This window comes from Micromonospora sp. HM5-17, assembly GCF_003762835.1.
GTDB lineage: Bacteria > Actinomycetota > Actinomycetes > Mycobacteriales > Micromonosporaceae > Plantactinospora.
The window spans coordinates 740161-762855 of the sequence record NZ_RJWA01000003.1 but is presented as its reverse complement, the minus strand read 5'-3'; the positions used below and the strand labels follow the sequence as shown (position 1 = coordinate 762855).

Sequence of the window (22695 nt, the reverse complement as noted above, 5' to 3'; positions counted from 1 at the left end):
GGCGGCGGCAACGCCACAGCTCCGGGGCATGCGTCGACCCTCGCCCGGCTATCGCACCATCGCCGCCCAGCGACGCACAGCGATCCAGGTCACCAGCTTGCTGCGATTCTCGTCACGCTCTGACACACGTACGGCGCGGCTGGTCGGTTCACGCCCGCCACACCGGGATTACCCCTCCGCCCGACCAACAATCCGCAGCCCGGGTTCAGTCCCGGGTCGGCAGTCCGACGCACCACGCGTCGGCGACGCGGCCGGGCGGGACGGCCGGAACGCCCCGAGCGGGACGGCGGACGCGGACCCGGTGGCGTCCCGGTCGAGGGGGCCGGGGGCGGCGTGGCCAGACGACCCCGACGAGCCGGGACAACCGCGACGCCGGGATGGGCGGCGTGGGAACCGCCACGCCCGCCGCTTTGGGCGGGACGATCCGGGCCGGCGGCCGGTCAGCCGGCGAGCAGGGCGATCGCTCCCCGCACCTGGTTGGCGGACCGGTCCAGCGCGGCCCGGGCGTCCGCGATGGCGACGCCGGAGAGCAACGACACCAGGGCGGCCTTCAGATCGCCGTTGGCCTCGGTCAGCGCCCGCTGGGCGACGTCCTCGGCGCAGCCGGTCGCCTCCATCAGGATCGAGATCATCCGGCCCCGCAGCTTGGCGTTGGTGGCCACCATATCGATCATGAGGTTCGAGTAGACCCGACCGAGCCGGACCATCGCGGCGGTCGAGAAGGCGTTCAGGACGAGCTTCTGGGCGGTCGCCGCCTTCATCCGGGTCGAACCGGTCACCACCTCCGGGCCAGTGTCCACCCCGATGAAGACGGTCACCGACCGTGCCGCCGCCGCCTGGGGATTGGCGCACAGCAGCACCGTGTCGGCACCCATTTCGGTCGCCCCGGCCAGGGCGCCCAGCACGTACGGGGTGCGCCCACTCGCAGCCAGCCCGACCACCAGGTCGCCAGCCTGGACACACTCCCTCGCCTCGGCGGCGCCGCCCGCCTCGTCGTCCTCGGCGTCCTCCACCGCGCGCAGCATCGCGGCGGGCCCGCCCGCCAGGTGGGCACAGAACCACCGGTCCGGCGCATTGAAGGTGGGGGCCAGCTCGGCGGCGTCGAGCACCCCGAGTCGGCCCGAGGTGCCGGCCCCGAAGTAGTGCACCCGGTGCCCGGCGCGCAACGCGGTGACCGCCAGGTCGACCGCGACGGCGAGTTCGTCGAGGACGTTCGCGACCGCCGCCGGCACCCGCCGATCGTCCTCGTTGATCACCCGCAGCACCTCGCGGGTGGACATGAGGTCGAGGTCCATGCTGCGCGGGTTCCGCCGCTCGGTCGGCGCCGCCACCCGTACCACCGACCGACCGCCGTGGTCCCGACCTGGCGCCGGCTCGCCGTCCCCGGCTTCGGTTGGCCGCCGTGCCCCAGCCTGCTCCGTCGCCTCTGCCGCCCCGGCCGGCCCGGTCGCATCGGGCCGCTGGTACGACGACCCCGCGTCGGAGTCCGGACGCTGGGTGGCGGGCATCGCTGGAGGCTCGACCCGTCCGGCCGTCATCTGCGCCCCCCATCGCATCGACAGCTGCCGAATACCATGCTCATGCCATCGCCCCGCTTCGTCGTACGCCTTCGTCCCTGGCTGCCCGCGGCACCGCGTCGCCGCGTCCCCCGACCCGACTCACCGGGCCGGTACGTCCGCGCCCGCCGTCGCACCAACCCACCGCTCAGGCCCGTCGCCGGTTGACCCGGTGCGGCTGCACGGCCTCGGCGGTGGCCTCGAGCGCCTTCTTGGCCCGGGCACGGTTGCGGGCCGCCACGCCGACGAAGAGGCAGTCGACCACCGTCAGCTGGGCGAGCCGACTCGCCATCGCCCCGGACCGGTAGGTCGTCTCCCGGGCCGCCGTGCTGAGCACGTAGTCCGCAACCTCGGTGATCGGCGAGCGGGGGAAGTTGGTGAGCGCGACCGTGGTGGCGCCCCGCGCCCGGGCCTGTTCCAGCACCTCGATCGCGTCCAGCGTGGTGCCGGTGTGGGAGATCCCCATCGCCACGTCGCCCTTGCCGAGCAGCGCGGCCGAGGTCAGCGCGGTGTGCACGTCCGGAAAATAGAAGGCGGTACGCCCAATCCGGTGCAACTTCTGCTGAAAGTCAGAGGCGACGAAGCCACTCGCCCCGGCACCGTAGATGTCGATCCGACCGGCGTTGTTGATCGCCTCGACGACGCGCTCGCAGACCGCGGGGTCGAGTTGTTCGGCGGTCTCTTCCACGGCGCGGGCGTCGCTGAAGGCAATCGTGGCGATGATCTGCGCGAGGTCGGCCCCGGGCGGGATGTCACCGCCGACCACCCGAGCGTCCGGCGGCTCCACCCGGCGGGCGGCCTCGGCCGCGAGCCGAATCCGCAGCTGTGGATACCCTTCCATGCCAACGGACCGACAGAAGCGGATGACGGTCGCCTCGGAGGTCTGGGCCGCGGTGGCGAGATCGGTGATGGTACGGCGGGCGGCGGCCGCGGGGTCGGCCACGACGAGTCTGGCGACCCGCTGTTCGGCGGGCGACAGCGACGGGAGCAGACCGCTGATATGCACGATCAGCCCGCCCGTCTCGTGACTCGCAGAAACCTTCGCAGTCTTCGCCACGGATGAAACTTACTTTCATACGGGCGGGAGCGTCAACCGTGACGCGCTACACCCGTGAAAGTACGCTCAACCCGGGAGAACGTGCGGCCGGTTGACCCGGCCGAGTGTGTCGAGCCGACAACCCGTTCGGCTCGCCCACACTCCCCAAGCCGGCGAACGGAACGGCATTCGCAGCAATCGCCATCAGTAAATGTGATATTTGCCCCAGACGCCGAGGCGGAGCCGATGCGGGACGCCCGACCGAAACGGTGCCGACCGTGCCGATACCGTGGGGGCATGGTGGATCGCACAGTGCTCGTCACCGGCGGGACCGGTGGCCTCGGCAGCGCCGTCACCGCCGCGTTCCAGGAGGCGGGCTGGCGGGTCGTCGTCCCGGCGCGACCGACCGCCCCGGACAGGGCTCCGGCGGCGGCCGCGGCGGAGCCGCACACCGCGCCGGCAACGGCCGGGGTCGAGCCGGTCCGGGTCGTCGCGGACCTCACCGATCCCGGACAGGTCGCCCGGGCGGTCGAGGTCGCCGCCGCCGACGCGGACGCACCGCTGCGCGCCGTGGTCAACCTGGTGGGCGGTTATGCGGCCGGAGGGCGGATCCACGAGACCCCGCTCGCGGACTTCGAACAGATGATCACACTGAACCTGCGCCCCACCTACCTGGTCACCCAGCAGGCGCTGCCGTACCTCGTCGAGGCGGGCGGCGGGGCGATCGTCTGTGTCTCCTCGCGGGCGGCGCTCTCCCCGTTCCCCGGCGCCGCCGGCTACGTGACGGCGAAGGCGGCGGTACTCGCCTTCGCCTCGGCGGTGGCGGTGGAGTACCGGGAGTCGGGCATCCGCTGCAACACCGTCGTGCCGAGCGTCATCGACACTCCGGCCAATCGGGCGGCCCAGCCCACCGCGGATCACTCCCGCTGGGTGGCGCCGGCCGAGATCGCCCGGGTGATTCGCTTTCTGGCCAGTGAGGACTCCGCGCCGACGAGCGGCGCGACCGTTCCGGTCTACGGGCGGGCCTGAGCGGGGCCTCCCGTCCGGGCTCGCCGGAGCGGTCGCGTGCCGGCGCCGGATGCTCCGGCTCGGGCTGGCCGCCGCCCGCTCCCGTGGGCTGGGCCGACGGACCGGCCGGCGGGGCATCTGCCGACGGGCCGTGCCCCGGCGGAGCGTGAGCCGGTGGGCCGTGCCCCGGCGGGCCGGGGCGCCACGGCTCCCCGGCCGGCGGGCCGTGCGCGGCGCGGTACCCCGCCGGTCCCCGCCGCCGGTCGGGCTCCGGCGGGCCGTGCTCGGGCGGGAGCCATTCCCGCAGGCCCGCCAGGATCGCCGCGGCCACCTCGTCCGGCGGACGGTTCGCGTCCACCAGCACGAACCCGGCGAACTCCGGCACCGAGCGGTACGCCGCCACCCCGGCGGAGAGGTAGTCGAGGCTCTCGTGGTCCGTCCCCCGGGCCTCGATCCGCCGGTACGCCTCATCCGGCGTGACCGCGAGCAGGAAGGTGACGTCGGGAGGGGGGAAGACGCGGTAGGCGAACCGGGCCAGGCGCTCCCACCGTGGGCCACCCCCGTGGGTCCGGATGCTGGCGTACTGGCAGACCGCGTACCGGTCCATGACCGCGACCCGGCCGGTCAGCCGGGAGCGGGCCAGGGCCCGGGCGATCGCGAGCCACCGGAGCACCGACTCCGCCAGGAGCATCCCGTCACGCCCCAGCAGCCGCTGCGCGTCCCGCCGACCGAGCCTGCGCGCCAGCCGGCCGAACCACCGCCGACCGCCCGCGTTCTGCCAGTACGTCGCCGGAATCCCCAGGCCGGTCAGGGTGTCCGCCAGACGGCGTCCCTGGGTGGTTTTGCCCGAACCGTCGATCCCGACCAGGGCCACGATCCGCAGCCGCCTCCCGCCTTGCCGCTGCTGCCGAGTCCGGGCCACCCCCTGCACGGTACCTGGCGCCGGCATCCCCCGGCCCCGGTCGGCGAGGCGGACGGCGCCACGCGGCAGGCGCCCGAAACCCCCCGTCCCGGCCCAGGTGTGACCGAACGGAATGCCGGGTACCGGTAGGTCTCCACCTCACCGACCAGTTACCCGATCCGCACCGACCTGGGAGCACCGATGGAGCACAGCGGCGACGAGACCCTGCTTGCCACGTTGAAACGGGTCGCCGCCGTCCTGAAGCAGTCCGAGATCCCCTTCGCCCTGGGCGGCAGCTTCGCCGTGTACGCCCACGGCGGGCACTCCAGCGACCACGACGTCGACTTCCTGATCCGGGGACAGGACGTCGAACGGGCACTGAAGGCGTTGGTGGCGGCGGGTTTCACCGCCGAACGCCCTCCGGAGGACTGGCTGGTCAAGGTCTGGGACGGCGATCGGCTGGTGGATCTGATCCACCGGCCGATCGAGACCCCGGTCACCGACGAGACGCTCCACGACACCGTGATCCGGCCCGTCGACGCCATCCACATGCCGGTGCTCTCCGCCACCCGCCTGATGGTGCACAAGCTGCTGAGCTTCTCGCAGCACTACTGCGACTTCGCCCGGGCCCTGCCGCTCGCCCGCTCGTTGCGCGAGCAGATCAACTGGGAGCGGGTCCGCAGGGAGACGGCGCACTCCCCCTACGCCGAGGCGTTCCTAGTGCTGCTGGACCGGCTGGACGTCGTGCCGTACGCGGTGGCGGGCGAGAACCCGCGACCGGGTGACCGGTCCGGGCACGCGGACGAACCGTCGACCGCTCCGGCGTCATCCCCCGGGGCGGCACCCCGGATCGGCGGGGCCTCCCGGATCGGCGGGGCGTCGCCGCCGAGGGGCGGAGAAGAGGAGGAGGTGGTCGCGTGAACGAGCGGACGAGGGGCGGCACCGAACCGCCCGACGACTACCTGGAGGCGGCGATCCAACGGCTGCTCACCGAGCACACCGCGATCGCGGAGCAGGGACTGACGGTGACCCGCCGGGACCACTCGCTGGTGGTCTGTGGCGAGGTGGAGAGCGCGCAACGGCGCGAGGAGATCCTCCGGCTGGTGCTGGAACGCTTCCCGCACCTGCCGGTCACCGTCGACATCGGACTGATTCGCACCCAGGCGCCGAGCGAGGTGGAGGAGCTGCGGTGAGGGAGGCGACGACATGGTGATCCGGATCGCCGCCGTCGGTGACGTACACATGGACCGGGACGTGCTCGGCCGGTTTCGCCCGGCGCTGGAGGAGCTGCCGGACCGGGCGGACGTCCTGCTGCTCGCCGGTGACCTGACCCGGCACGGCACCGAGTCGGAGGCCCGGTGCGTGGCGACCGAGTTCGGCAACCTCGGCGTGCCCGTGGTCGCCGTCCTCGGCAACCACGACTACCACTGCGACGAGGTGCCGCGGGTGATCCGTGTGCTGGAGGACGCCGGAATCGTCGTCCTGGAGGGGACGAACCTGGTGGTGGAGCGCGACGGCACCCGGCTCGGTATCGCGGGCGCCAAGGGCTTCGGCGGCGGATTCGCCGGGCGCTGCGCCAGCGAGTTCGGCGAGCCGGAGATGAAGGCCTTCATCCGGACCACCCAGGCCATCGCGGACCAGCTCGGCGAGGCGCTACGCGAGATGGACTGCGACGTACGGGTGGCGCTGACCCACTACGCGCCGGTGCCGGACACCCTCGCCGGGGAGCCGTTGGAGATCTACCCGTTCCTCGGGTCGTACCTGCTCGGGCAGGCCATCGACTCGGCCCCGACCGAGCTGGCCCTGCACGGACACGCCCACGCCGGGAGCGAACGGGGCACCACCCCGGGCGGGGTCCGGGTCCGCAACGTCGCGCACCCGGTCATCAAGCAGGCATACAGTGTGTTTCACCTGCACGCGCCGCAGGCGGGGAGAAGCGGGAAGGTTTCCGCGATCACCCGTTCGGGTAGCTCCTGAGGCATGGAACTTCTGCTCTGGATTCTCGCAGTCGTACTCGTGGTCGCCGGCATCACGGCGCTGTTTCGGCGGCAGCTCCTGTGGGGCATCGTACTGATCATCGTCGGCCTGCTGGTCGGGCCGGGTGGGGTCAGCATCTTCACCTAGCCCGGGGCCGGACGCCGTGCCGCGCCGACCACCGGGCAGCCGGCCTCCCCCTCCCGACGTTCCCTCCCCCGAACCGCACCGGGGCCGCCGCGCCCGTCCTCCGCGACGGAGGATCCGGGTACGGCGGCCTGGCACGCGCCGGACCCCGGCCGGCCGTTCAGCAACGCGGTACGCCGGGGATGAACCCGTCGTAGCCGGTCAGGACGTACGCGTCGGCGACGTACCGGCCGGTGCCGATCCGGTCCCAGATGTTGCTGGTGCCGTAGGTGCCGGTCACCGTCGTGCCCGTGGTCTGGCACTGGATGGTGACCCGGGTGCCGTCGGCCACGGTGTCCACCACGGAGTAGCCGGTGCCGGGGCCGGAGCGGACGTTGAGCGGGTCGCCGGCGGTGTTCACCGTGCCGGAGCCGGCGCCGCCACCGGAGCAGCCGTTGTCGCTGGTGTAGTTCCGGGTTCCCCAGTAGAGCGCCAGCGTGCCGTTGAACCGGATCTGGATGTCCGCGCCGTTGAGGCGCTGCTCGTAGTGCAGGTGCGGGCCGGTGGAGCCGCCGGTGCTGCCGACGTACCCGATGACGGTGCCGTAGCCGACGGTCTGGCCGACGGCGGTGTTGAAGCTGCTCAGGTGGGCGTAGTAGGTGGTGTAGCCGTTGCCGTGGTTGATTCGGACGTACCTGCCGTAACTGGTGCCGCCGAGGTCGGCCACCACGTCGACGGTGCCGGGAGCGCTCGCCACCACGGGGTCGCCGAGGTCGTCGGTGCGGTTGAAGTCGATGGCGTAGGCCGGGCTGTGGTTGCTGCGGGTCTGCCCGGACCAGGTCTGGTTGCAGGGAAAGGGAACCTTGAAGGTCGGGGCGGCGGCGGCCGGTGAGGCCGGCGCCAGCACCGTGGCGGCCACGAGCAGGCCGCCGCTGACGAGTGCGGACAGGCGGAATCGCATCCAGGCCTCCCTGTGGAGAAACCTTTCCATGGGTAGATGGATCTTGGCAGGAAGCGTCAGCCACGGGAAGGGAGCGTCCCCACGGCGCGGGTCGACCCGGCTCGGGGGCGATCCGGTATACCTGGAGGCCATGGCCTCGCCGACGTACCTGAGAAGCATGCCCCTGCACGCGATCACCGAGGTGTACGGCGAGGCCGGCCTGCGGGATCGGTTCCGGCTGGAGGCCGAGCGGTTCGACCCGGCGGGGCGGGACCGGCTGATCGCGGCGCTGGACCTGGCCGCGACGCTGCACCGGGACGACCGGCGGGTCCGGGAGCCCTACCTCAACCACCTGCTCCGGGTGGCGATCCGGATCATCAGCTACTACCGGGTCACCGACGTCGACGTGATCGTCGCGGCCCTGCTGCACGACGCCGTCGAGGACCACCCGGCCGAACTGGCCGGCCTGCCCGCCACAACGCCCCGCCCGACCGTGACCGCGGCGGCCCTGGCCGAGGTCGCACGGCGGTTCGGTCCCCGGGTCGCGGACCTCGTCGCCGCGGTCACCAACCCGGAGTACGCCCCGGACCGGGACCGTGACGAGCAGTACCGCGCCCACCTCGCGACGAGCCTGGAGCGGGAGCCCTGGGCCCGCGTCATCAAGATCTCCGACTTCACCGACAACGGGGTCGGGATCATCCACACCACCGGCGACAAGGTGGTGCGTTCGGCCCGGAAGTACCGCCCGCTGGTCCCGCTCCTGCGCGACCTCGTCAGCCGCGCCGACACCCCGCTGGACGCCGAGGCCCGGACCCACATCCTCGGCCAGCTCGACCTGGCTGAGCAGCGCTTCGCCGCCATCCTCGACGAGCCGCGGGAGGCGCCGGCCACGGAGTGACCGCGGCTACCGAGCAGGTTTCCGAATCGTTACGTCGTCGTGCCTCCGACGGGCTGGACGCCCACCGGTGCAAGCGCTTACATGTGGGGACGCCCACAGTCCGGCATGGGAGCCAGCAGGCTGTCAGCATGCCGGTCCGAAAGGAGGACGAATGGCGGTTCAGTCCAGAAGACCACGCCAGGCCCTCGCGATCGCCGGTGTGCTGGCCCTGGCCCTCGGCGCTACCGCGTGTTCCGGCGAGAGCGAGAGCGGGCTCGACCCCGATTCCCCCGAGTGCGCCCCGTACTCCAGCTACCAGGGCCACGACGGCGAGTCGGTTTCGATCTACGCTTCGATCCGGGACAAGGAGGCGGACCTGCTCCGGGAGTCCTGGAGCCAGTTCGAGGACTGCACCGGCATCGAGATCGACTACGAGGGCAGCGGCGAGTTCGAGGCCCAGCTCCAGGTACGGGTGGACGGCGGCAACCCGCCGGACATCGCGTTCATCCCCCAGCCCGGTCTGCTCGCCCGGTTCGCCGAGGCCGGCAAGCTCAAGCCGATGCCCGCCGACCTGAAGACCATCGCCGACGCCAACTACCCGGCGGACTGGCTCCGGTACGCCACCGTCGGCGGGCAGGCGTACGGCACCCCGCTCGGCGCCAACGTGAAGTCGTTCGTCTGGTACTCGCCCAAGGCGTTCGCGGAGAAGGGCTACCAGGTCCCCACCACCTGGGGCGAGCTGATCGCGCTCAGCGACAAGATCGCCGCCGCGGGCCAGAAGCCGTGGTGCGTCGGGCTGGAGTCGGGTGAGGCCACCGGCTGGCCGGCCACCGACTGGATCGAGGACCTGGTGCTGCGGACGCAGACGCCGGAGTTCTACGACCAGTGGACCACGCACGGCGTCCCGTTCAACGACCCGCGGGTGGTCAACGCGGTCGACGAGGCCGGCCGCATCCTGAAGAACCCGAAGTACGTCAACGGCGGCTACGGCGACGTGAAGAGCCTCACCACGACGGCGTTCCAGGAGGGCGGCCTGCCCATCCTCCAGGGCCAGTGCTGGCTGCACCGGCAGGCGAACTTCTACGCCAACTACCTGCCGGAGGGCACCAAGGTCGGGCCGGACGGCGACATCTACGCCTTCTACCTCCCGACCCTCGACCCGAGCAAGGGCAAGCCGGTGCTGGGCGGTGGCGAGTTCACGGTCGCCTTCACCGACACGCCGGCCGTGCAGGCGGTCCGCCGCTACCTGGCCTCCGGGGAGTACGCCAACGCCCGGGCGAAGCTCGGCAACTGGATCAGCCCGAACAACAAGCTCGACGTCAACAACGTCACGCAGGAGGTCGACAAGCTCTCCATGCAGGTGCTGCTGGACAAGTCGGCCGTCTTCCGGTTCGACGGCTCGGACCTGATGCCGGCGGCGGTCGGCGCCGGGACCTTCTGGAAGGGCATGGTCGACTGGGTCAACGGCAAGGACACCAAGAGCACCCTCGACTTCATCGAGGGCTCCTGGCCGAAGTGACACCCCGGCAGACGGTTCCCCCGTCCGCCGGCCGATGACCCTGGTCCGGGCCGCCGCCGCGACGGCGGCGGCCCGGACCGTCCCCGGGGCCGGGCCACCCCGGCGCCCGTTCCGACCCGCCCTACGTACCGTCCCGCTGGAGGCGCTGATGGACTTCGCCGACGAGGCACCGAAGCTGCTCATGCTGCTGTACGGCCTGCTCGCCTTCGCGGTCGTGGTCGGCGGCCTGTTGCTGCTGCTCGATGTCATACCGTCCTGGTTCGCCCGGCGCCGCGAGGCCGCCCTCCTGGCGGCCTCGACGGCTACCACCCCGGGCGCCCCGGCCCGGTCGACGACGCCCGCCGACGACGCCGGCGGGGTTCCGCCGCCTCGGCGCCGCCGGTCGGTGGTGAACCGCCGGGAGGGCGGGCTCGCACTCTTCTTCCTCCTGCCGACCCTGCTGCTGCTCACCGTCGGGCTGGTCATCCCGGCGATCCGTACCGTGGTGCTCTCCTTCATGGACGGTCGCAGCGAGAACTGGGTGGGGCTGCGGAACTACACCTGGATGTTCGCCCAGGACGAGATCTTCCGCGTCCTGACCAACACCCTGATCTGGGTCATCGTCGTGCCGCTGGTCGCCACCTCGGTCGGGCTGGTCTACGCCGTTCTGGTCGACCGGGCCCGGTTCGAGGCCGCGGCCAAGGCCCTGATCTTCATGCCGATGGCCATCTCGTTCGTCGGCGCCAGCATCATCTGGCGGTTCGTCTACGCCTACCGCTCGGGCGAGTACGAGCAGATCGGCCTGCTCAACCAGATCTGGGTGCTGTTCGGCGGCGAGCCGCAGCAGTGGCTGCAGAATCCGCCGCTCAACACGTTCCTGCTGATCGTCATCATGATCTGGATCCAGGCCGGCTTCGCCATGGTGGTCCTCTCGGCGGCGATCAAGGCGATCCCGGCCGACGTCGTCGAGGCGGCCCGGCTCGACGGGGTCAACCCGTGGCAGATGTTCTGGCGGATCACGCTGCCGAGCATCCGGCCCGCGCTGATCGTCGTGGTGGTCGCGATCTCGATCGCCACGCTCAAGGTCTTCGACATCGTCCGGACCACCACCAACGGCAACTACGAGACCGGTGTGATCGCCAACGAGATGTACAACCAGGCGTTCCGGTTCGGCCAGACCGGCCAGGGCTCGGCGCTGGCCGTCTTCCTGTTCGTGCTGGTGATCCCGATCGTGATCTACCAGATCCGCAACCTGCGCAGGCAGCGGGAGGTATGAGATGACGACCACGACCTCTCCCGCGACGGCGACCGCCCCGGCCCGGCCGGCCACCCCGAGCACCCCGGCGGCCCGGGTCCGCAAGCGGCTGAACAGCCCGGCCGCGACCATCGCGTCGATCCTCATCGCGGTGCTCTGGACCGTACCGACCTTCGGGCTGTTCATCTCGTCGCTACGGCCGGAGGACGACATCAAGACCACCGGGTGGTGGACCGTCTTCGGCAACCCGCGGTTCACCCTGGAGAACTACCAGGAGGTGCTCTTCGGCCGGTCCGCGTCGTCCGGGCAGCTCGCCAGCTACTTCGTCAACTCGCTGGTCATCACGATCCCGTCGGTGCTCTTCCCGCTGGCCTTCGCCGCACTCGCCGCGTACGCCCTGGCCTGGATCAACTTCCGCGGCCGGGACTGGGTCTACATCGGAGTCTTCGCGCTCCAGATCGTGCCGCTGCAGATGGCGCTGGTCCCGCTGCTCAGCTTCTTCTCCGAGGGGGTGAGCCTCGGCGGCGTGACGCTGCTGCCAGCCTGGAACCTCTCCGACGAGGAGAAGTTCATCCAGGTCTGGTTCGCGCACACCTGCTTCGCGCTGCCGTTCGCGGTGTTCCTGCTGCACAACTTCGTCTCGCAGCTGCCGAAGGACCTGATGGAGGCGGCCCGGGTCGACGGAGCCAGCCACCCCAAGATCTTCCGCTCGATCGTGCTGCCGCTGATCGTCCCGGCGCTGGCCGCCTTCGCGATCTTCCAGTTCCTCTGGGTCTGGAACGACCTGCTGGTGGCCCTGATCTTCGCGGGAGGCGGGAACGAGGTCGCTCCGCTGACCGTACGCCTGGCCGAGCTGGCCGGGACCCGGGGCAGCGAGTGGCAGCGCCTCACCTCGGGCGCCTTCGTCTCCATCGTCGTACCGCTGATCGTGTTCCTTTCCCTGCAGCGCTACTTCGTGCGTGGCCTGCTCGCCGGAGGTGTCAAGGGCTGATTCCGGGCCTGACGGCCCGGAATCAGCCGTGGTTCCGGCGGCACGGCCGGCGAACGCGCCCGGCCGAGAGATGACCCGGTGACCAGAATCGACGATGTCGCCCGGCTGGCGGGGGTCTCCACCGCCACCGTCTCCCGGGCACTGCGTGGGCTGCCGACGGTCTCCGAGGCGACCCGGCAACGGGTACGGCTCGCCGCCGAACAGCTCGGGTACACCGCCTCGCCCAGCGCGTCGCGGCTGGCCGGCGGAAAGGCCGGCACCGTCGCCGTGCTGGTGCCCCGGATCAGCTCCTGGTTCTCCGGTGCCGTGGTCGACGCCGCCGAGGAGCTGCTCCGGCCGGCCGGCTACGACCTGCTGCTCCGGACCGTCGGCGGCCGCAGCCGCGCCCAGGAACGGCTGCCGGGGACCGCCGACCTGCCCAAGCGGGTCGACGCCGTCCTACTGGTCGCCACCCCTGCGCTGGTCAGCGCCGCGCCGGTCTTCGCCGCGCCGGCCTTCGGCGGACGCCCGCTGCCCGGGGTGACGGTCGCGGCCGGGGCTCCGGTGCCCGGCTGGCCAAGCGTCGGGGTCGACGACGTCGCGGCCGCCCGAACCGCCACCGAGCACCTGTTGCAGCTCGGTCACCGACGGATCGTCTGCCTCTCCGGCGACGCCACCGACGACCTCACCCGCCCCGCCGACCTCGACCGGCGGTGGGGCTACCGGGAGGCGATGCTGGCCGCCGGCACCCCCGCCGAGGGGATCCTGGAGTTCGCGGCCCGGGCCGGGGTGGAGGGCGGCCGGCAGGCGACGGCGAAGCTGCTCGCCCGGGGAACGCCGCCCACCGGGATCGTCGCCACCTGCGACGAGCTCGCGATGGGCGCGATCGTCGCGCTGTGCCGGGCGGGTCTGCGGGTCCCGGCGGACGTCAGCGTGATCGGGGTCGACGGCCACCAGTTCGCCCGCGCGATCGGGCTGAGCACGGTCGCCCAGCCCGCCGCCGAGCTGGGCCGCCTCGCCGCGGGCACGCTGCTGGACCGGCTCTCCGGCGCGCGGCACGACGACACCGAGCCGGGGCGCGTCATCCTGCCGACCCGGCTCATCCTCCGGGAGACGACGGCTCCGCCCCGGGCACACTGAGAGACGGCAACCGGCACGTGACACCCACGGGCCACTCGTACGCACCATGGGAGAGCACCCTGAACACGGTTGAGACGAGCCAGCACCCGACGGCGGTCGCGGGAACGTCGGCGTCCCGACCCGACCCCACCGAGACCGGTCCCTGGTGGCGGCACGCCGTTATCTACCAGGTCTACCCCCGGTCGTTCGCCGACTCCGACGGTGACGGCATCGGCGACCTCCCCGGCATCACCTCCCGGCTGGACCACCTGGTCGAGCTGGGGGTCGACGCGCTGTGGCTGTCGCCGTTCTACCCCTCACCGCAGGCCGACGCGGGGTACGACGTGGCGGACTACCGCGACGTCGACCCGCTCTTCGGCACCCTGGCGGATGCCGATGCCCTGATCGCGGCGGCCCGGGAGCGCGGGCTGCGGGTCATCGTCGACCTGGTCCCGAACCACACCTCCGCGGCGCACCCGTGGTTCGCCGCGGCGCTGGCGGAGGGGCCGGGCGGGGAGGCCCGGCGCCGCTACATCTTCCGGGACGGTCGCGGACCGGACGGTGCCGAGCCGCCGAACGACTGGCAGAGCGTGTTCGGTGGACCGGCCTGGACCCGGGTGGTGGAGCCGGACGGGCGGCCCGGGCAGTGGTACCTGCACCTCTTCGACGCCGGTCAGCCCGACCTGAACTGGGATCACCCCGAGGTCCGCGCCGAGTTCCGGGACATCCTGCGGTTCTGGCTCGACCGCGGGGTGGACGGATTCCGGGTCGACGTCGCCCACGGCCTGGTCAAGCAGGCCGACCTGGCGGACTGGCACTACCCGCAGGAGCCCCTGTCCGGCGAGGGCGTCGACGGCCGACGCCCACCGATGTGGGACCAGGACGGCGTCCACGACATCTACCGGGACTGGCGACGGGTCCTGGACGCGTACCCGGGTGAGCGGATCCTCGTCGCGGAGGCGTGGGTGCAGCCGGCGGAGCGGCTGGCCGCGTACATCCGCCCGGACGAGATGCACCAGGCGTTCAACTTCGAGTACCTGGAGGCGGCCTGGACCGCCCCGGCCCAGTACGCGGTGATCACCCGGTCGCTGGAGGCCAGCGCGGCGGTGGGCGCCCCGACCACCTGGGTCCTCTCCAACCACGACGTCATCCGGCACGCGAGTCGGCTGGGCCTGCCGGTCGGCACTCCCCGACCGCGCGGCATCGGCGTCGGCGACCCGCAGCCCGACCCCGTGCTCGGTTTGCGTCGGGCCCGGGCGGCGACCCTGCTGATGCTCGCGCTGCCGGGTTCGGCGTACCTGTACCAGGGCGAGGAACTCGGCCTGCCGGAGCACACCACGCTGCCGGACGAGGCCCGGCAGGACCCGACGTGGCGGCGCAGCGGGCACACCGAGCGGGGCCGGGACGGCTGCCGGGTGCCGATTCCGTGGAAGGCGGACGCCCCGTCGTACGGCTTCGGCCCGGGAGAGGCCAGCTGGCTGCCCCAGCCGGAGATCTGGGCCGACTACGCGCTGGACCGGCAGCGGGGGGTGGCCGGATCGACGTACGAGATGTACCGGCAGGCGCTCCGGCTGCGACGCGAATTCGGGCTGGGACGCGGCACCGTCTACTGGCTGGCGAGCCCGGACCAGGTGCTGTGCTTCCGGAACAACGGGCTGCGGGTGCTGACCAACTTCGGCGCCGAGCCGGTCGGCCTGCCGGAGGGGGCGGAGCTGGTACACGCCAGCAACCCGCTCGACAGCGACGGCCGGGTACCGACCGACGTCACCGTCTGGTTCCGGGTCCCTGACGACCCTCCGGCCTGATCCGCCGCTCGCGCGGCCGCCGGGCCGGCGAGCGCCGGAGTCGCGAGGGTCGCCGGCCCGGCGGGTGGTCCGTCCGGTTCGGTCGTGGCACTCACCGGGTCGGATGGTGTTCCGGGGCGACCTCGGCGGCGCGTTCGACGAGCAGGTCGTGCACGCCCCGGATGTCGTTCGGGGCGCTGCGCGAGGCGAGCCAGTACATGACGCCGGTGGGAATGAAGAAGAGCTGGAAGGCGGCCAGCCCCACGGCGACGTTCAGCGGCGGTGGGAAGGCCGACCGCAGCGCCTGGAAGGCCAGCCCGATCAGGCCGTTGCCGGCGGCCCGGCCGACGCCGTTGACCAGGTTGCCGAGGCTGTAGACCGTTCCCCGGTGCTCGGGCGGGTTGACGTCGGCGATCAGGGCGAACCAGTTCGGTGAGTTGGCCGAGGTGAGGCCGAGGGCGACCAGGGCGGTCAGCAGGCTGAGCCCCACCGTCGGCTCGGTGAGGACACTGCCGAGCACGGCCAGCACCACCTCGGCCGCCGGGGCGCCGTCCGGCACCTCGATCCGCAGCGGCACGAAGAAGAGGACCAGGTAGAACGGTACGGCGGCGAGGATGCCGACCGCGGCGACCAGGGCGCGGCCCCGGGGCGTACGGCGTTGCAGGGCGTCGCCGACCAACCCGCCGACGATGGAGAGGACCCCGCCAAGCTGGAAGAGCGTGGCGAAGACACTCCCCACCGCGGTGGCGGTCGGGGCGGAGAGGCCCTGTGCCTCGGCCCGTTCCCGGAACAGGTCGGGGAGCCAGACCAGCGCCCCGAACGCCACCTGCGCGGTGAGGCCCTGGAGGACCAGCCAGCGATTCGTCCGGCGGGCCAGGATCACCGGTAGGTCGGCGCGACTGATCCGGTAGTCGTAGTCGCCGCCCGAGGCCAACGCGCCCGACAGCTCCGGCTCGGCCTGGCCGCGCCGGATGTCGTACGTCAGCAGGTAGGCGAGGGTGGCGAGGACCCCAACGGCGCTGAGCAGCAGGAACGGGCGCCGCCAGTCGTGCGCGCCGAGGAGCCCGCCGACCAGCGTCCCGGCAAGGGTGCCGACCCCCTGGGAGAGTCCCCAGAAGCTGAGCACCAGTCCCCGACGCCGTGGGGTGACCAGGTCGGTGACGACGGAGAACCCGACCGAGCCGACCGCGCCGATCCCGACCGCGGCGAGCACCTGGGCGACGAAGAAGAGTGGGTACGTCTGCGCCAGCCCGCTGCCGGCGGTCCCGGCGGCCCAGATCAGGGTACCGATCATGAGCAGGGGTTTCCGGTCGCTCCGGTCACCGACGTACGCCCAGGCGACCGCGGCGACCGCGCTGACCAGGAAGCTGGCCGCGGTGACCAGGCCGATCGCCGCCCGGGCGACCCCCAGGTCGGGAGCGATCGACTCGTAGAGCGGTGGCACCAGCCCGATCGCGACGTTGTCCAGCGAGGCGAGGACGACGAAGACCGTCACGCTGTAGAGCCGGTGCACCGGTCCCCCACCGCGCGCGGATCGCCTACCACCGATCGGCATGTCGGGCACCTAACCAGGATCAGATAACGCCCAGGTGACAGACCGTCCGGGCGCTTCTCCGTCATCCGCAGACCGGGCACGCCGTTTCCCGCTGGCGCCACCGACACCGGATCGTAGTGCTCACGCAACCATCTGTAACTGCGACACAGCGTAGCCACCCAGAACGGTGCACCGGGTGAGTCTGGCCGTACGCCGCGGCGAGGTGATCGCGCTGGTCGGCGAGAACGGCTCCGGCAAGACGACCCTGGCCAAGCTGCTCGCCAACCCGTACCAGCCCACGAGCGGCACCGTCCGGTGGGACGGGATCGACGTCCGGACCCTCAACCCGGCGAGCGTCCGGTCACTCGTCGCCGTCATCAGCCAGGACTGGTGGCGGTTCCCGTTCACCGCGCGCCAGAACATCGCAATCGGCCGGTCCGACCGGCCGCACGGCACCGGGCCGACGGTGGTGGAGGCAGCCGTCGCCGCGTCCGCGCATGACCTGGTCACCTGCCTGCCACGCGGCTACGACACCCTGCTCGACCGGAGCTTCAAGGACGGGCACGACCTCTCGGGCGGGCAGTGGCAACGACTGGCGGCGGCCCGGGGCCTCTACCGCAACGGCCGGTTGCTGATCTGCGACGAACCGTCCGCCGCGCTCGACGCCCGGGCCGAGCACGCGCTCTTTCAGCAGTTCCGCCGGCATCCGGACCGGGCCGTCGTGCTGATCACGCACCGGCTGGCGAACGTCCGGCACGCGGACCGGATCTACGTCCTGCGCGACGGCAGGGTCGTCGAGGAGGGCACCCACGAGCAGCTGATGGCGGCCGACGGGCTGTACCGGGAACTCTTCGAACTCCAGGCGAGCGGCTACACCGAATAGTCGGTTACGCGACGAAGCGCAGCGAGGGGACAGCCCAACGCGCAGATGTGAACTATGCTCCGAATCCTGTTCGGACAGTAGCCGCCGCGCCGCTGTCCGTCGATAGTGACACGTCGCCAATCCAGCCCACGTAAGGAGTAGGCACTCGTGTGGCACCACGGCCAGTACGGTGACCGTGACGACGAGACCGCGATGCCGTTACGTTCGCCCGGCGCGTCGAGGAGCTCGCCGCCACCCTCCGCCCGGGCGCGCCGGTTCCGGAACTCGACCGGATCGAGGGCGCCGACCGTAGCGGTACCGTCCACTGCGTCGTCGACCGGTTCGGGGCGGTGCAGGACGTCCACATCGGCCCGGGCTGGTGGGCGGCCCTCGGTCCGACGCGGGTCGCCGCCGCCGTCCTCGACGCGCTGAGTTACGCGAGATCAAAGGCGGCGCTGGCGATGACCACCCTCGGCCGCCACGGGCACCGGCCACAGCTGCCACCCGCGCCGGAGATCGCACCGCCCATCGACGTGCCGCACGTCGACTCGCCCGGCTTCGAGCGGGCGATCGAGGCGAGGCTCGATCGGGCGTTCGCCATGCTGGAGGCGGCCCGGCGTATCCGGGAGAGCCTTGCCGACCCACAGCCACGGACCGTGTCAGGGCCGAGCAGGCTGTTCCGGGTCACCGTGCTGGGAGCGGTCGTCCAGAGCGCCGAGGTGGACGAGGATCACCTCGGCCCGTACGCCGGCGGTGAACTCGCCAACGATGCCCGCCTCGCCCTGCAGGAGGCAGCGCGCCTCCCCATTCCCGCCTCCTAGAACTCCGGGTGATCCGATGGGTGACTTCAACTACAACTCGCCGCAGGTCATCAGGGCCGCCACGGATGCGATTCGTAAGGAGTCGAAGAAGTGGTACCGCCTCTCGGATCGGATGGAGAGGATCCACCAGACAACCAGCTCCCTGACGCTGGAGTTGACCGCGTTCATGGTTGTGGATCCTGCGACGGGCCAGATCGGTGCCGCTGATCTGAAGAGCGCCTACGAGCAGGTGCACGACAAGCTCACGATGCTCTTCAAGCAGGCCACGACGGAGTTCGAGCTGTTCGGTGACGCCCTACGGAGGGCCGCCGACGCGTACGAGCGCTCCGACGCCAACTCGGCGATCAACCTGAACGAGATATGGACGGGGAAGTAGGAACGGGACATGAGCGAGCACGGCGTCCGCGACACCTGGAATCCGTCGTCCGGCGGGAAACCCGCCGCAGAGGCAGAGCATTTGCCGCGCACTCTCGCCCTGTTCCGGAAGGCGGTTGAACTGCTCGAAACGCTTGTGGAACAGATCCGTGGCGCATGGAACCATCTCCTCAACGAGGTCAACGTCTTCCTCGCCAGAGCCAGTCAGGAGGTACAGAGCAGCATCTGGACGCGCATCGTCGAATGGTGGACGGACGAGGTCGCAAAAACCCTCGACGCTATTCGGCGAAAGTTGCAGGAGATCCGGGCACGCGTCGACGAGATCCTCACGACCCTACAGAACGCGATTGCCGGCGCCGTACCGGTCGGCTCTCTCTTCGAGCGAGCCATGACCTACGTCACCACGCTGAACCGGGAGCTCTCCGAGCTCTCTGAGGACATGAGCGGATCGATCGACCTCGTCTATTGGCGCGGTCCCAGCAAAGAATCCTACGACATCAAGTTGCAGCGTCAGGTCAACGCCGTGAAGAGCACTCACGAGAAGGTCAGGGAAACCGGCACGTGGCTCACCCTGGTCGGCAAGGAGAACATGACCTACCTGGCTGAGCTCGGAGATCGGGTGGCGGCGATAGCGGGACCGTTCGCGGCGGCGATCGCGAACGCCTCCCAGGCCACCGCCGGGAACGCACCGCAAGCCTTCTTCGCCCTGCACTCACTCTCCGAGGTCATCGGGCAGGCTGTTGCAGAGACGCTGCAGTACGGCATCAACCTCTCAAAGCGACTTTCGACGGTAGTAGCTCAGATAATTGCCCTGGAAGAAAGTCGTGACAACAACGCGGGGTTGAGCACAGGAAGCTGGCCTCGTGTCGCCGAAGGCTAATTTTCGATTCCACCGATCGAACGGAGCCAGACAAAGTGGCACTTCGACAGATCGTCAAGCACGGCGTACTCGCATTATCGGCAGCTATTCTGGTCGTTCCTGGCTGCACGATCAACTCTCCCGATCCGATTCCCACAGATCGTCCGGGCGTCGACAACCGGGATCGGATTTCCACTCCCTCGCCCACACCCAGCAGCAGATGGCAAGGCCTGAACGCCGAGTGCCCGACGATCGACGAGAAACTTCCTGGACTACCCGGAATTGTCGGTCCAGGCGTAGCAAACGACGACTACTCGGACAATCGGAGACGCCTTATCGCCTCCTGCAATTGGAAGGGCAGCGGCACTCTCGAGCCGCTCCTAATATCATCAGTGACGGTCTATCGCATGAGCGCCTCGACGACCGTCGAGGAGTTGGCGGCTGACGCTTTCGACCTGGCTCGGCAGGATGCGCGCAACCTCGCACGCAGCGCCTCAGACTGGCACACCCCGCCAGAGGACCTGACTGGCTTGGGCGACGGGGCGTTTCTCACGATCCATTTAGCGGAGATGGCAATAAGGCTCGTAGCCCGCTCCGAGAACGCCAAGGTCAGCATAACCATACTGCTGAAGGCCCCCGTACAGCCCGATCTGGCACGCCGTTTGGAACTGCTGCGCGCTCAACGCTCCAACATCGTCGCGGCCGCCGAAGACATCCTCGACGATCTCCGATAGCGGTCGAGTCCGGGCAGCCGCGGCTCAGGCCCTCGCCGGGTGGCGACGCAGGGTCGCCGCCACCGCCGCCATCACGGCCAACACCAGGGCGGAGAAACCGAGCAGCGACGTGTGCAGCGGCACACCGAGCCGGCTGGCAAACCCGATACCGAGCACCGGAATCGCGAGACCGACGTACGCGGTCAGGAAGACCCCGGCGATGGCCTCGCCGCGGGCATGGCTCGGGGCGAGCATCGCCGCCGTGCCGAGGCTGCCCTTGAACAGCACGCCGGCCCCGCCGCCGGCGATCAGCCCACCGGCCAGGAACCCGGCCGGCGAGGTGAGGAGCACTCCGGCCGCGAGCACCACGACCCCGAGCGCGGTGCCGGAGATCCCGATGGCGAGTTGGCGGGCCGGGGCGACCCGGCCGAGAAGAAGCTGCGCCACGGTCGCCGCGCCGAAGACCCCGAACGCCGCCAGCCCGGCCATCACCGGGGCGGTCTGCCCGATGGCGGCGAGGAAGCTCGGGGCGAGCGAGGTGAAGAGGCCGAGGATCGCGAAGAGGCCGAAGGCGGCCGCGGCGACGGCGAAGTAGCGGCTCCGGTCGGTGGGCGGCACGGCGACCCGCTGCGGCCGGTACGGCTGGCTCTCCGCCCGCTCCGCCGGCACGGTCTCCGGCACCAACGCCAGCCCGACGGCCGACCCGACGAGCAGGATCAGGAAGAGCAGGTACGGCACGGTCAGCTTGCTGTCGACGTACTGGACGACGAGGCCGGCGGCCAGCGGACCGATGGCGAGACCGCCGGTGTTGGCCGCGGTGGCGACGAGCCCTGCCCGCAGCGGCGGCGCCTTCGGGCGGGCCACCGCGTGCAGCTCCGCGAGGTGTGCGGTGGCGGTGGCGGTGATCATGCCGATGCCGATCCCGGTGATGACCCGGGCGAGGACCAGACCGGGCAGGTCGGGCCAGAACAGGAACATCACCGCGGCGACCACCTCCAGCAGCATCGCCGGCACCAGGATGCGCCGGCGGCCCAGCCAGTCGGAGACGTGCCCGACCAGAAAGAGGCTGATCACCACACCGACGGCGTACGCGGCGAAGGCGACGGTCACCATCGTGGTGGAGAAGTGGTCGCGTTGCCGGTAGAGGTTCCAGAGCGGGGTCGGCGCGGTGGAGAACGCCATCGCGACGGCGAAGGCGAAGGCGACGATCCAGAAGCCGGCCCGGTGCCGGGCGATCGACGGTGCGAGCGGGTCGGGTGCCGGTGACACGCTCGGGCGGACGTCGATGACCTGAGATTTCACATTCTCTCCTTGCCAGGGATTGCCTCGTGGACTCGAGATTGCTCGAGGCGACCCAGCATGAACAACGAAAGTTTGTGCTAGCCTCCATCTCCGTTCGAGATGGAAGAGGGCAACGTGGAACTACGCCACCTGGAGGTGTTCCTGGCGATCGCCGAGGAGGGGACCCTCACCGCCGCAGGCGAACGGCTCCACCTCGTTCAGTCGGGCGTCAGCAGCACCCTGCGGGCGCTGGAGGCGGACCTCGACGCCACGCTGTTCACCCGGACGGCCCGGCGGGCGGTACTGACCGACGCGGGTCGCGCCCTCCTCCCCGAGGCCCGGGCCACGCTCGCCGCAGCCGCCGCCGCGCGACAGGCCGTCCGGGAGACCCAGGCCGGGCTCCGCGGACCGCTGGCGGTCGGCACCATGACGACGATGCAGCTGGTCGACCTGCCCCGGCTGCTCGCCCGGTTCCAGTCCCGCCATCCACGGGTCACGGTCAGCATGCGGGCCTTTCCCGACGGGTCGGCGGGCCTCGTCCGTGCCCTCACCGAAGGTGAACTTGATGTGGCTTTCGTGTCCGTCAACGGACCACCGCCGCCCGGGGTAACGGTCCGCCTACTGGCCGAGGTCCCGCTGCGCCTCATTCTGCCGCCGGAGCACCCGCTGGCCGACGCCCCGGAGGTCTCGCTCGCCGAGGTGGCCGGCGACCGGTGGATCGACTCGCCGCTCGGCTTCGGCAACCGGGCGGTCGTGGACGAGGCGTTCGCCCGGGCGTCACTACGCCGATCGATCACCCTGGAGATCGCCGACGTCACCTCGATTCCGGCGTACGTGCAGGCCGGGCTCGGAGTGGCGCTGGTGCCGGAGTTCATCCCGCTGGAGGGCACCGGGCTACGCCCGCAGCGCCTGCGCGGCGTCGACCTGCGCTGGTCGATGTCGCTGGCGACCCCGGGCGGCCGGGTCCGGCGGCGCGTCGTCGCGACCTTCGTCGCAGCGGTCGAGCAGGAGCTCGGTCTCGACCGGGAGCCGGGCACCGAGGCGGTGTAACGCCGGCCCGGGTCGCGGACGCCATCTGAGGTGCCGGCTGGGGTACGACCACGCGCCCGGTGCCCCCAGCCACCGACGCCGTACCCCAGCCGGCCCAGGTCGCGGCGTACGCCACGCGGTCGTCGGGTCACCGGGCAGGCCGGCGCCCACCGGCCG

At 71.2% G+C, this 22695-nt stretch carries 21 protein-coding genes and 2 pseudogenes; 17 read left to right on the top strand and 6 right to left on the bottom strand.

What is annotated here, in order from left to right; all coding sequences use genetic code 11:
- Positions 1 to 440: 440 nt before the first annotated feature.
- Positions 441 to 1508: an N-acetylmuramic acid 6-phosphate etherase gene (murQ, locus tag EF879_RS12800; RefSeq protein ID WP_123558458.1), complete on the bottom strand. Its 1068-nt coding sequence runs from the start codon at positions 1506 to 1508 to the stop codon at positions 441 to 443.
- A gap of 196 nt (positions 1509 to 1704) precedes the next feature.
- The gene (locus tag EF879_RS12795) at positions 1705 to 2613 is read right to left on the bottom strand and encodes a MurR/RpiR family transcriptional regulator (RefSeq protein WP_123558071.1); all 909 of its coding nucleotides are present in this window, start codon (positions 2611 to 2613) and stop codon (positions 1705 to 1707) included.
- A 276-nt stretch (positions 2614 to 2889) separates the two neighbouring features.
- Here EF879_RS12795 and EF879_RS12790 point away from each other — a divergent pair, with 276 nt between their 5' ends.
- On the top strand, positions 2890 to 3621 hold the full coding sequence (locus tag EF879_RS12790; RefSeq protein WP_123558069.1) for an SDR family NAD(P)-dependent oxidoreductase: 732 nt from the start codon (positions 2890 to 2892) through the stop codon (positions 3619 to 3621).
- A gap of 238 nt (positions 3622 to 3859) precedes the next feature.
- Here the strand turns inward: EF879_RS12790 and EF879_RS12785 are convergent.
- Positions 3860 to 4549 (bottom strand): annotated as a pseudogene (locus tag EF879_RS12785) (dTMP kinase); the annotation flags it as partial.
- A 153-nt stretch (positions 4550 to 4702) separates the two neighbouring features.
- Here EF879_RS12785 and EF879_RS12780 point away from each other — a divergent pair.
- The 4 genes and pseudogenes from EF879_RS12780 to EF879_RS27635 form a co-directional block, all read left to right on the top strand.
- Positions 4703 to 5257: pseudogene (locus tag EF879_RS12780) on the top strand (nucleotidyltransferase family protein); the annotation flags it as partial.
- 161 nt (positions 5258 to 5418) lie between these two features.
- Positions 5419 to 5694 carry a hypothetical protein gene (locus EF879_RS12775; protein WP_123558065.1) on the top strand — a complete coding sequence of 92 codons (276 nt, stop codon included), beginning with the start codon at positions 5419 to 5421 and terminating at the stop codon, positions 5692 to 5694.
- A gap of 13 nt (positions 5695 to 5707) precedes the next feature.
- Positions 5708 to 6478, top strand: a complete 771-nt coding sequence (locus EF879_RS12770; RefSeq protein ID WP_123558063.1) for a metallophosphoesterase — start codon at positions 5708 to 5710, stop codon at positions 6476 to 6478.
- A gap of 3 nt (positions 6479 to 6481) precedes the next feature.
- Positions 6482 to 6625 (top strand): GPGG-motif small membrane protein, encoded by a 144-nt coding sequence (locus EF879_RS27635; RefSeq protein WP_148086423.1) that lies wholly within the window; start codon positions 6482 to 6484, stop codon positions 6623 to 6625.
- A 157-nt stretch (positions 6626 to 6782) separates the two neighbouring features.
- On the opposite strand, the gene EF879_RS12765 is transcribed toward EF879_RS27635, so the two are convergent.
- A complete protein-coding gene (locus tag EF879_RS12765) occupies positions 6783 to 7562 on the bottom strand; it encodes a M23 family metallopeptidase (RefSeq protein WP_123558061.1) in 780 nt (259 codons plus the stop codon).
- Between the two features lie 130 nt (positions 7563 to 7692).
- Between EF879_RS12765 and EF879_RS12760 the strand changes: the two genes are divergently transcribed.
- The 6 genes from EF879_RS12760 to EF879_RS12735 all read left to right on the top strand — a co-directional run bounded on the left by EF879_RS12760 (position 7693) and on the right by EF879_RS12735 (position 15065).
- Positions 7693 to 8439 carry an HD domain-containing protein gene (locus EF879_RS12760; protein ID WP_123558059.1) on the top strand — a complete coding sequence of 249 codons (747 nt, stop codon included), beginning with the start codon at positions 7693 to 7695 and terminating at the stop codon, positions 8437 to 8439.
- 151 nt (positions 8440 to 8590) lie between these two features.
- Positions 8591 to 9937, top strand: coding sequence for an ABC transporter substrate-binding protein (locus EF879_RS12755; protein WP_123558057.1), 1347 nt, complete (start codon positions 8591 to 8593; stop codon positions 9935 to 9937).
- Between the two features lie 148 nt (positions 9938 to 10085).
- The gene (locus EF879_RS12750) at positions 10086 to 11192 is read left to right on the top strand and encodes a carbohydrate ABC transporter permease (protein WP_123558456.1); all 1107 of its coding nucleotides are present in this window, start codon (positions 10086 to 10088) and stop codon (positions 11190 to 11192) included.
- Position 11193: 1 nt separating this feature from the next.
- Complete coding sequence (locus EF879_RS12745) at positions 11194 to 12162, top strand: carbohydrate ABC transporter permease (RefSeq protein ID WP_123558055.1); 969 nt, start codon at positions 11194 to 11196, stop codon at positions 12160 to 12162.
- Between the two features lie 78 nt (positions 12163 to 12240).
- Complete coding sequence (locus tag EF879_RS12740) at positions 12241 to 13281, top strand: LacI family DNA-binding transcriptional regulator (protein ID WP_123558053.1); 1041 nt, start codon at positions 12241 to 12243, stop codon at positions 13279 to 13281.
- A gap of 161 nt (positions 13282 to 13442) precedes the next feature.
- The gene (locus EF879_RS12735) at positions 13443 to 15065 is read left to right on the top strand and encodes a glycoside hydrolase family 13 protein (RefSeq protein ID WP_199736401.1); all 1623 of its coding nucleotides are present in this window, start codon (positions 13443 to 13445) and stop codon (positions 15063 to 15065) included.
- A 91-nt stretch (positions 15066 to 15156) separates the two neighbouring features.
- Here EF879_RS12735 and EF879_RS12730 read toward each other — a convergent pair whose 3' ends face one another.
- Positions 15157 to 16599, bottom strand: coding sequence for an MFS transporter (locus EF879_RS12730; RefSeq protein WP_123558051.1), 1443 nt, complete (start codon positions 16597 to 16599; stop codon positions 15157 to 15159).
- Between the two features lie 175 nt (positions 16600 to 16774).
- On the opposite strand from EF879_RS12730, the gene EF879_RS12725 reads away from it, so the two are divergent.
- The 5 genes from EF879_RS12725 (at position 16775) to EF879_RS26980 (ending at position 20229) form a co-directional block, all read left to right on the top strand.
- Positions 16775 to 17461, top strand: coding sequence for an ATP-binding cassette domain-containing protein (locus EF879_RS12725; RefSeq protein ID WP_370375484.1), 687 nt, complete (start codon positions 16775 to 16777; stop codon positions 17459 to 17461).
- A 329-nt stretch (positions 17462 to 17790) separates the two neighbouring features.
- The gene (locus EF879_RS12720) at positions 17791 to 18261 is read left to right on the top strand and encodes a hypothetical protein (RefSeq protein ID WP_123558046.1); all 471 of its coding nucleotides are present in this window, start codon (positions 17791 to 17793) and stop codon (positions 18259 to 18261) included.
- A gap of 16 nt (positions 18262 to 18277) precedes the next feature.
- Positions 18278 to 18637 (top strand): hypothetical protein, encoded by a 360-nt coding sequence (locus EF879_RS12715; protein ID WP_123558044.1) that lies wholly within the window; start codon positions 18278 to 18280, stop codon positions 18635 to 18637.
- Between the two features lie 9 nt (positions 18638 to 18646).
- Positions 18647 to 19516 carry a hypothetical protein gene (locus EF879_RS12710; protein WP_123558042.1) on the top strand — a complete coding sequence of 290 codons (870 nt, stop codon included), beginning with the start codon at positions 18647 to 18649 and terminating at the stop codon, positions 19514 to 19516.
- Positions 19517 to 19551: 35 nt separating this feature from the next.
- Positions 19552 to 20229, top strand: coding sequence for a hypothetical protein (locus EF879_RS26980; protein ID WP_148086422.1), 678 nt, complete (start codon positions 19552 to 19554; stop codon positions 20227 to 20229).
- A 24-nt stretch (positions 20230 to 20253) separates the two neighbouring features.
- On the opposite strand, the gene EF879_RS12700 is transcribed toward EF879_RS26980, so the two are convergent.
- Positions 20254 to 21510 carry an MFS transporter gene (locus EF879_RS12700; protein ID WP_233604405.1) on the bottom strand — a complete coding sequence of 419 codons (1257 nt, stop codon included), beginning with the start codon at positions 21508 to 21510 and terminating at the stop codon, positions 20254 to 20256.
- Between the two features lie 114 nt (positions 21511 to 21624).
- Here EF879_RS12700 and EF879_RS12695 point away from each other — a divergent pair, with 114 nt between their 5' ends.
- Entirely contained in the window at positions 21625 to 22539 is a 915-nt protein-coding gene (locus tag EF879_RS12695; protein WP_123558450.1) for a LysR family transcriptional regulator, read from the top strand.
- Positions 22540 to 22695: the final 156 nt, after the last annotated feature.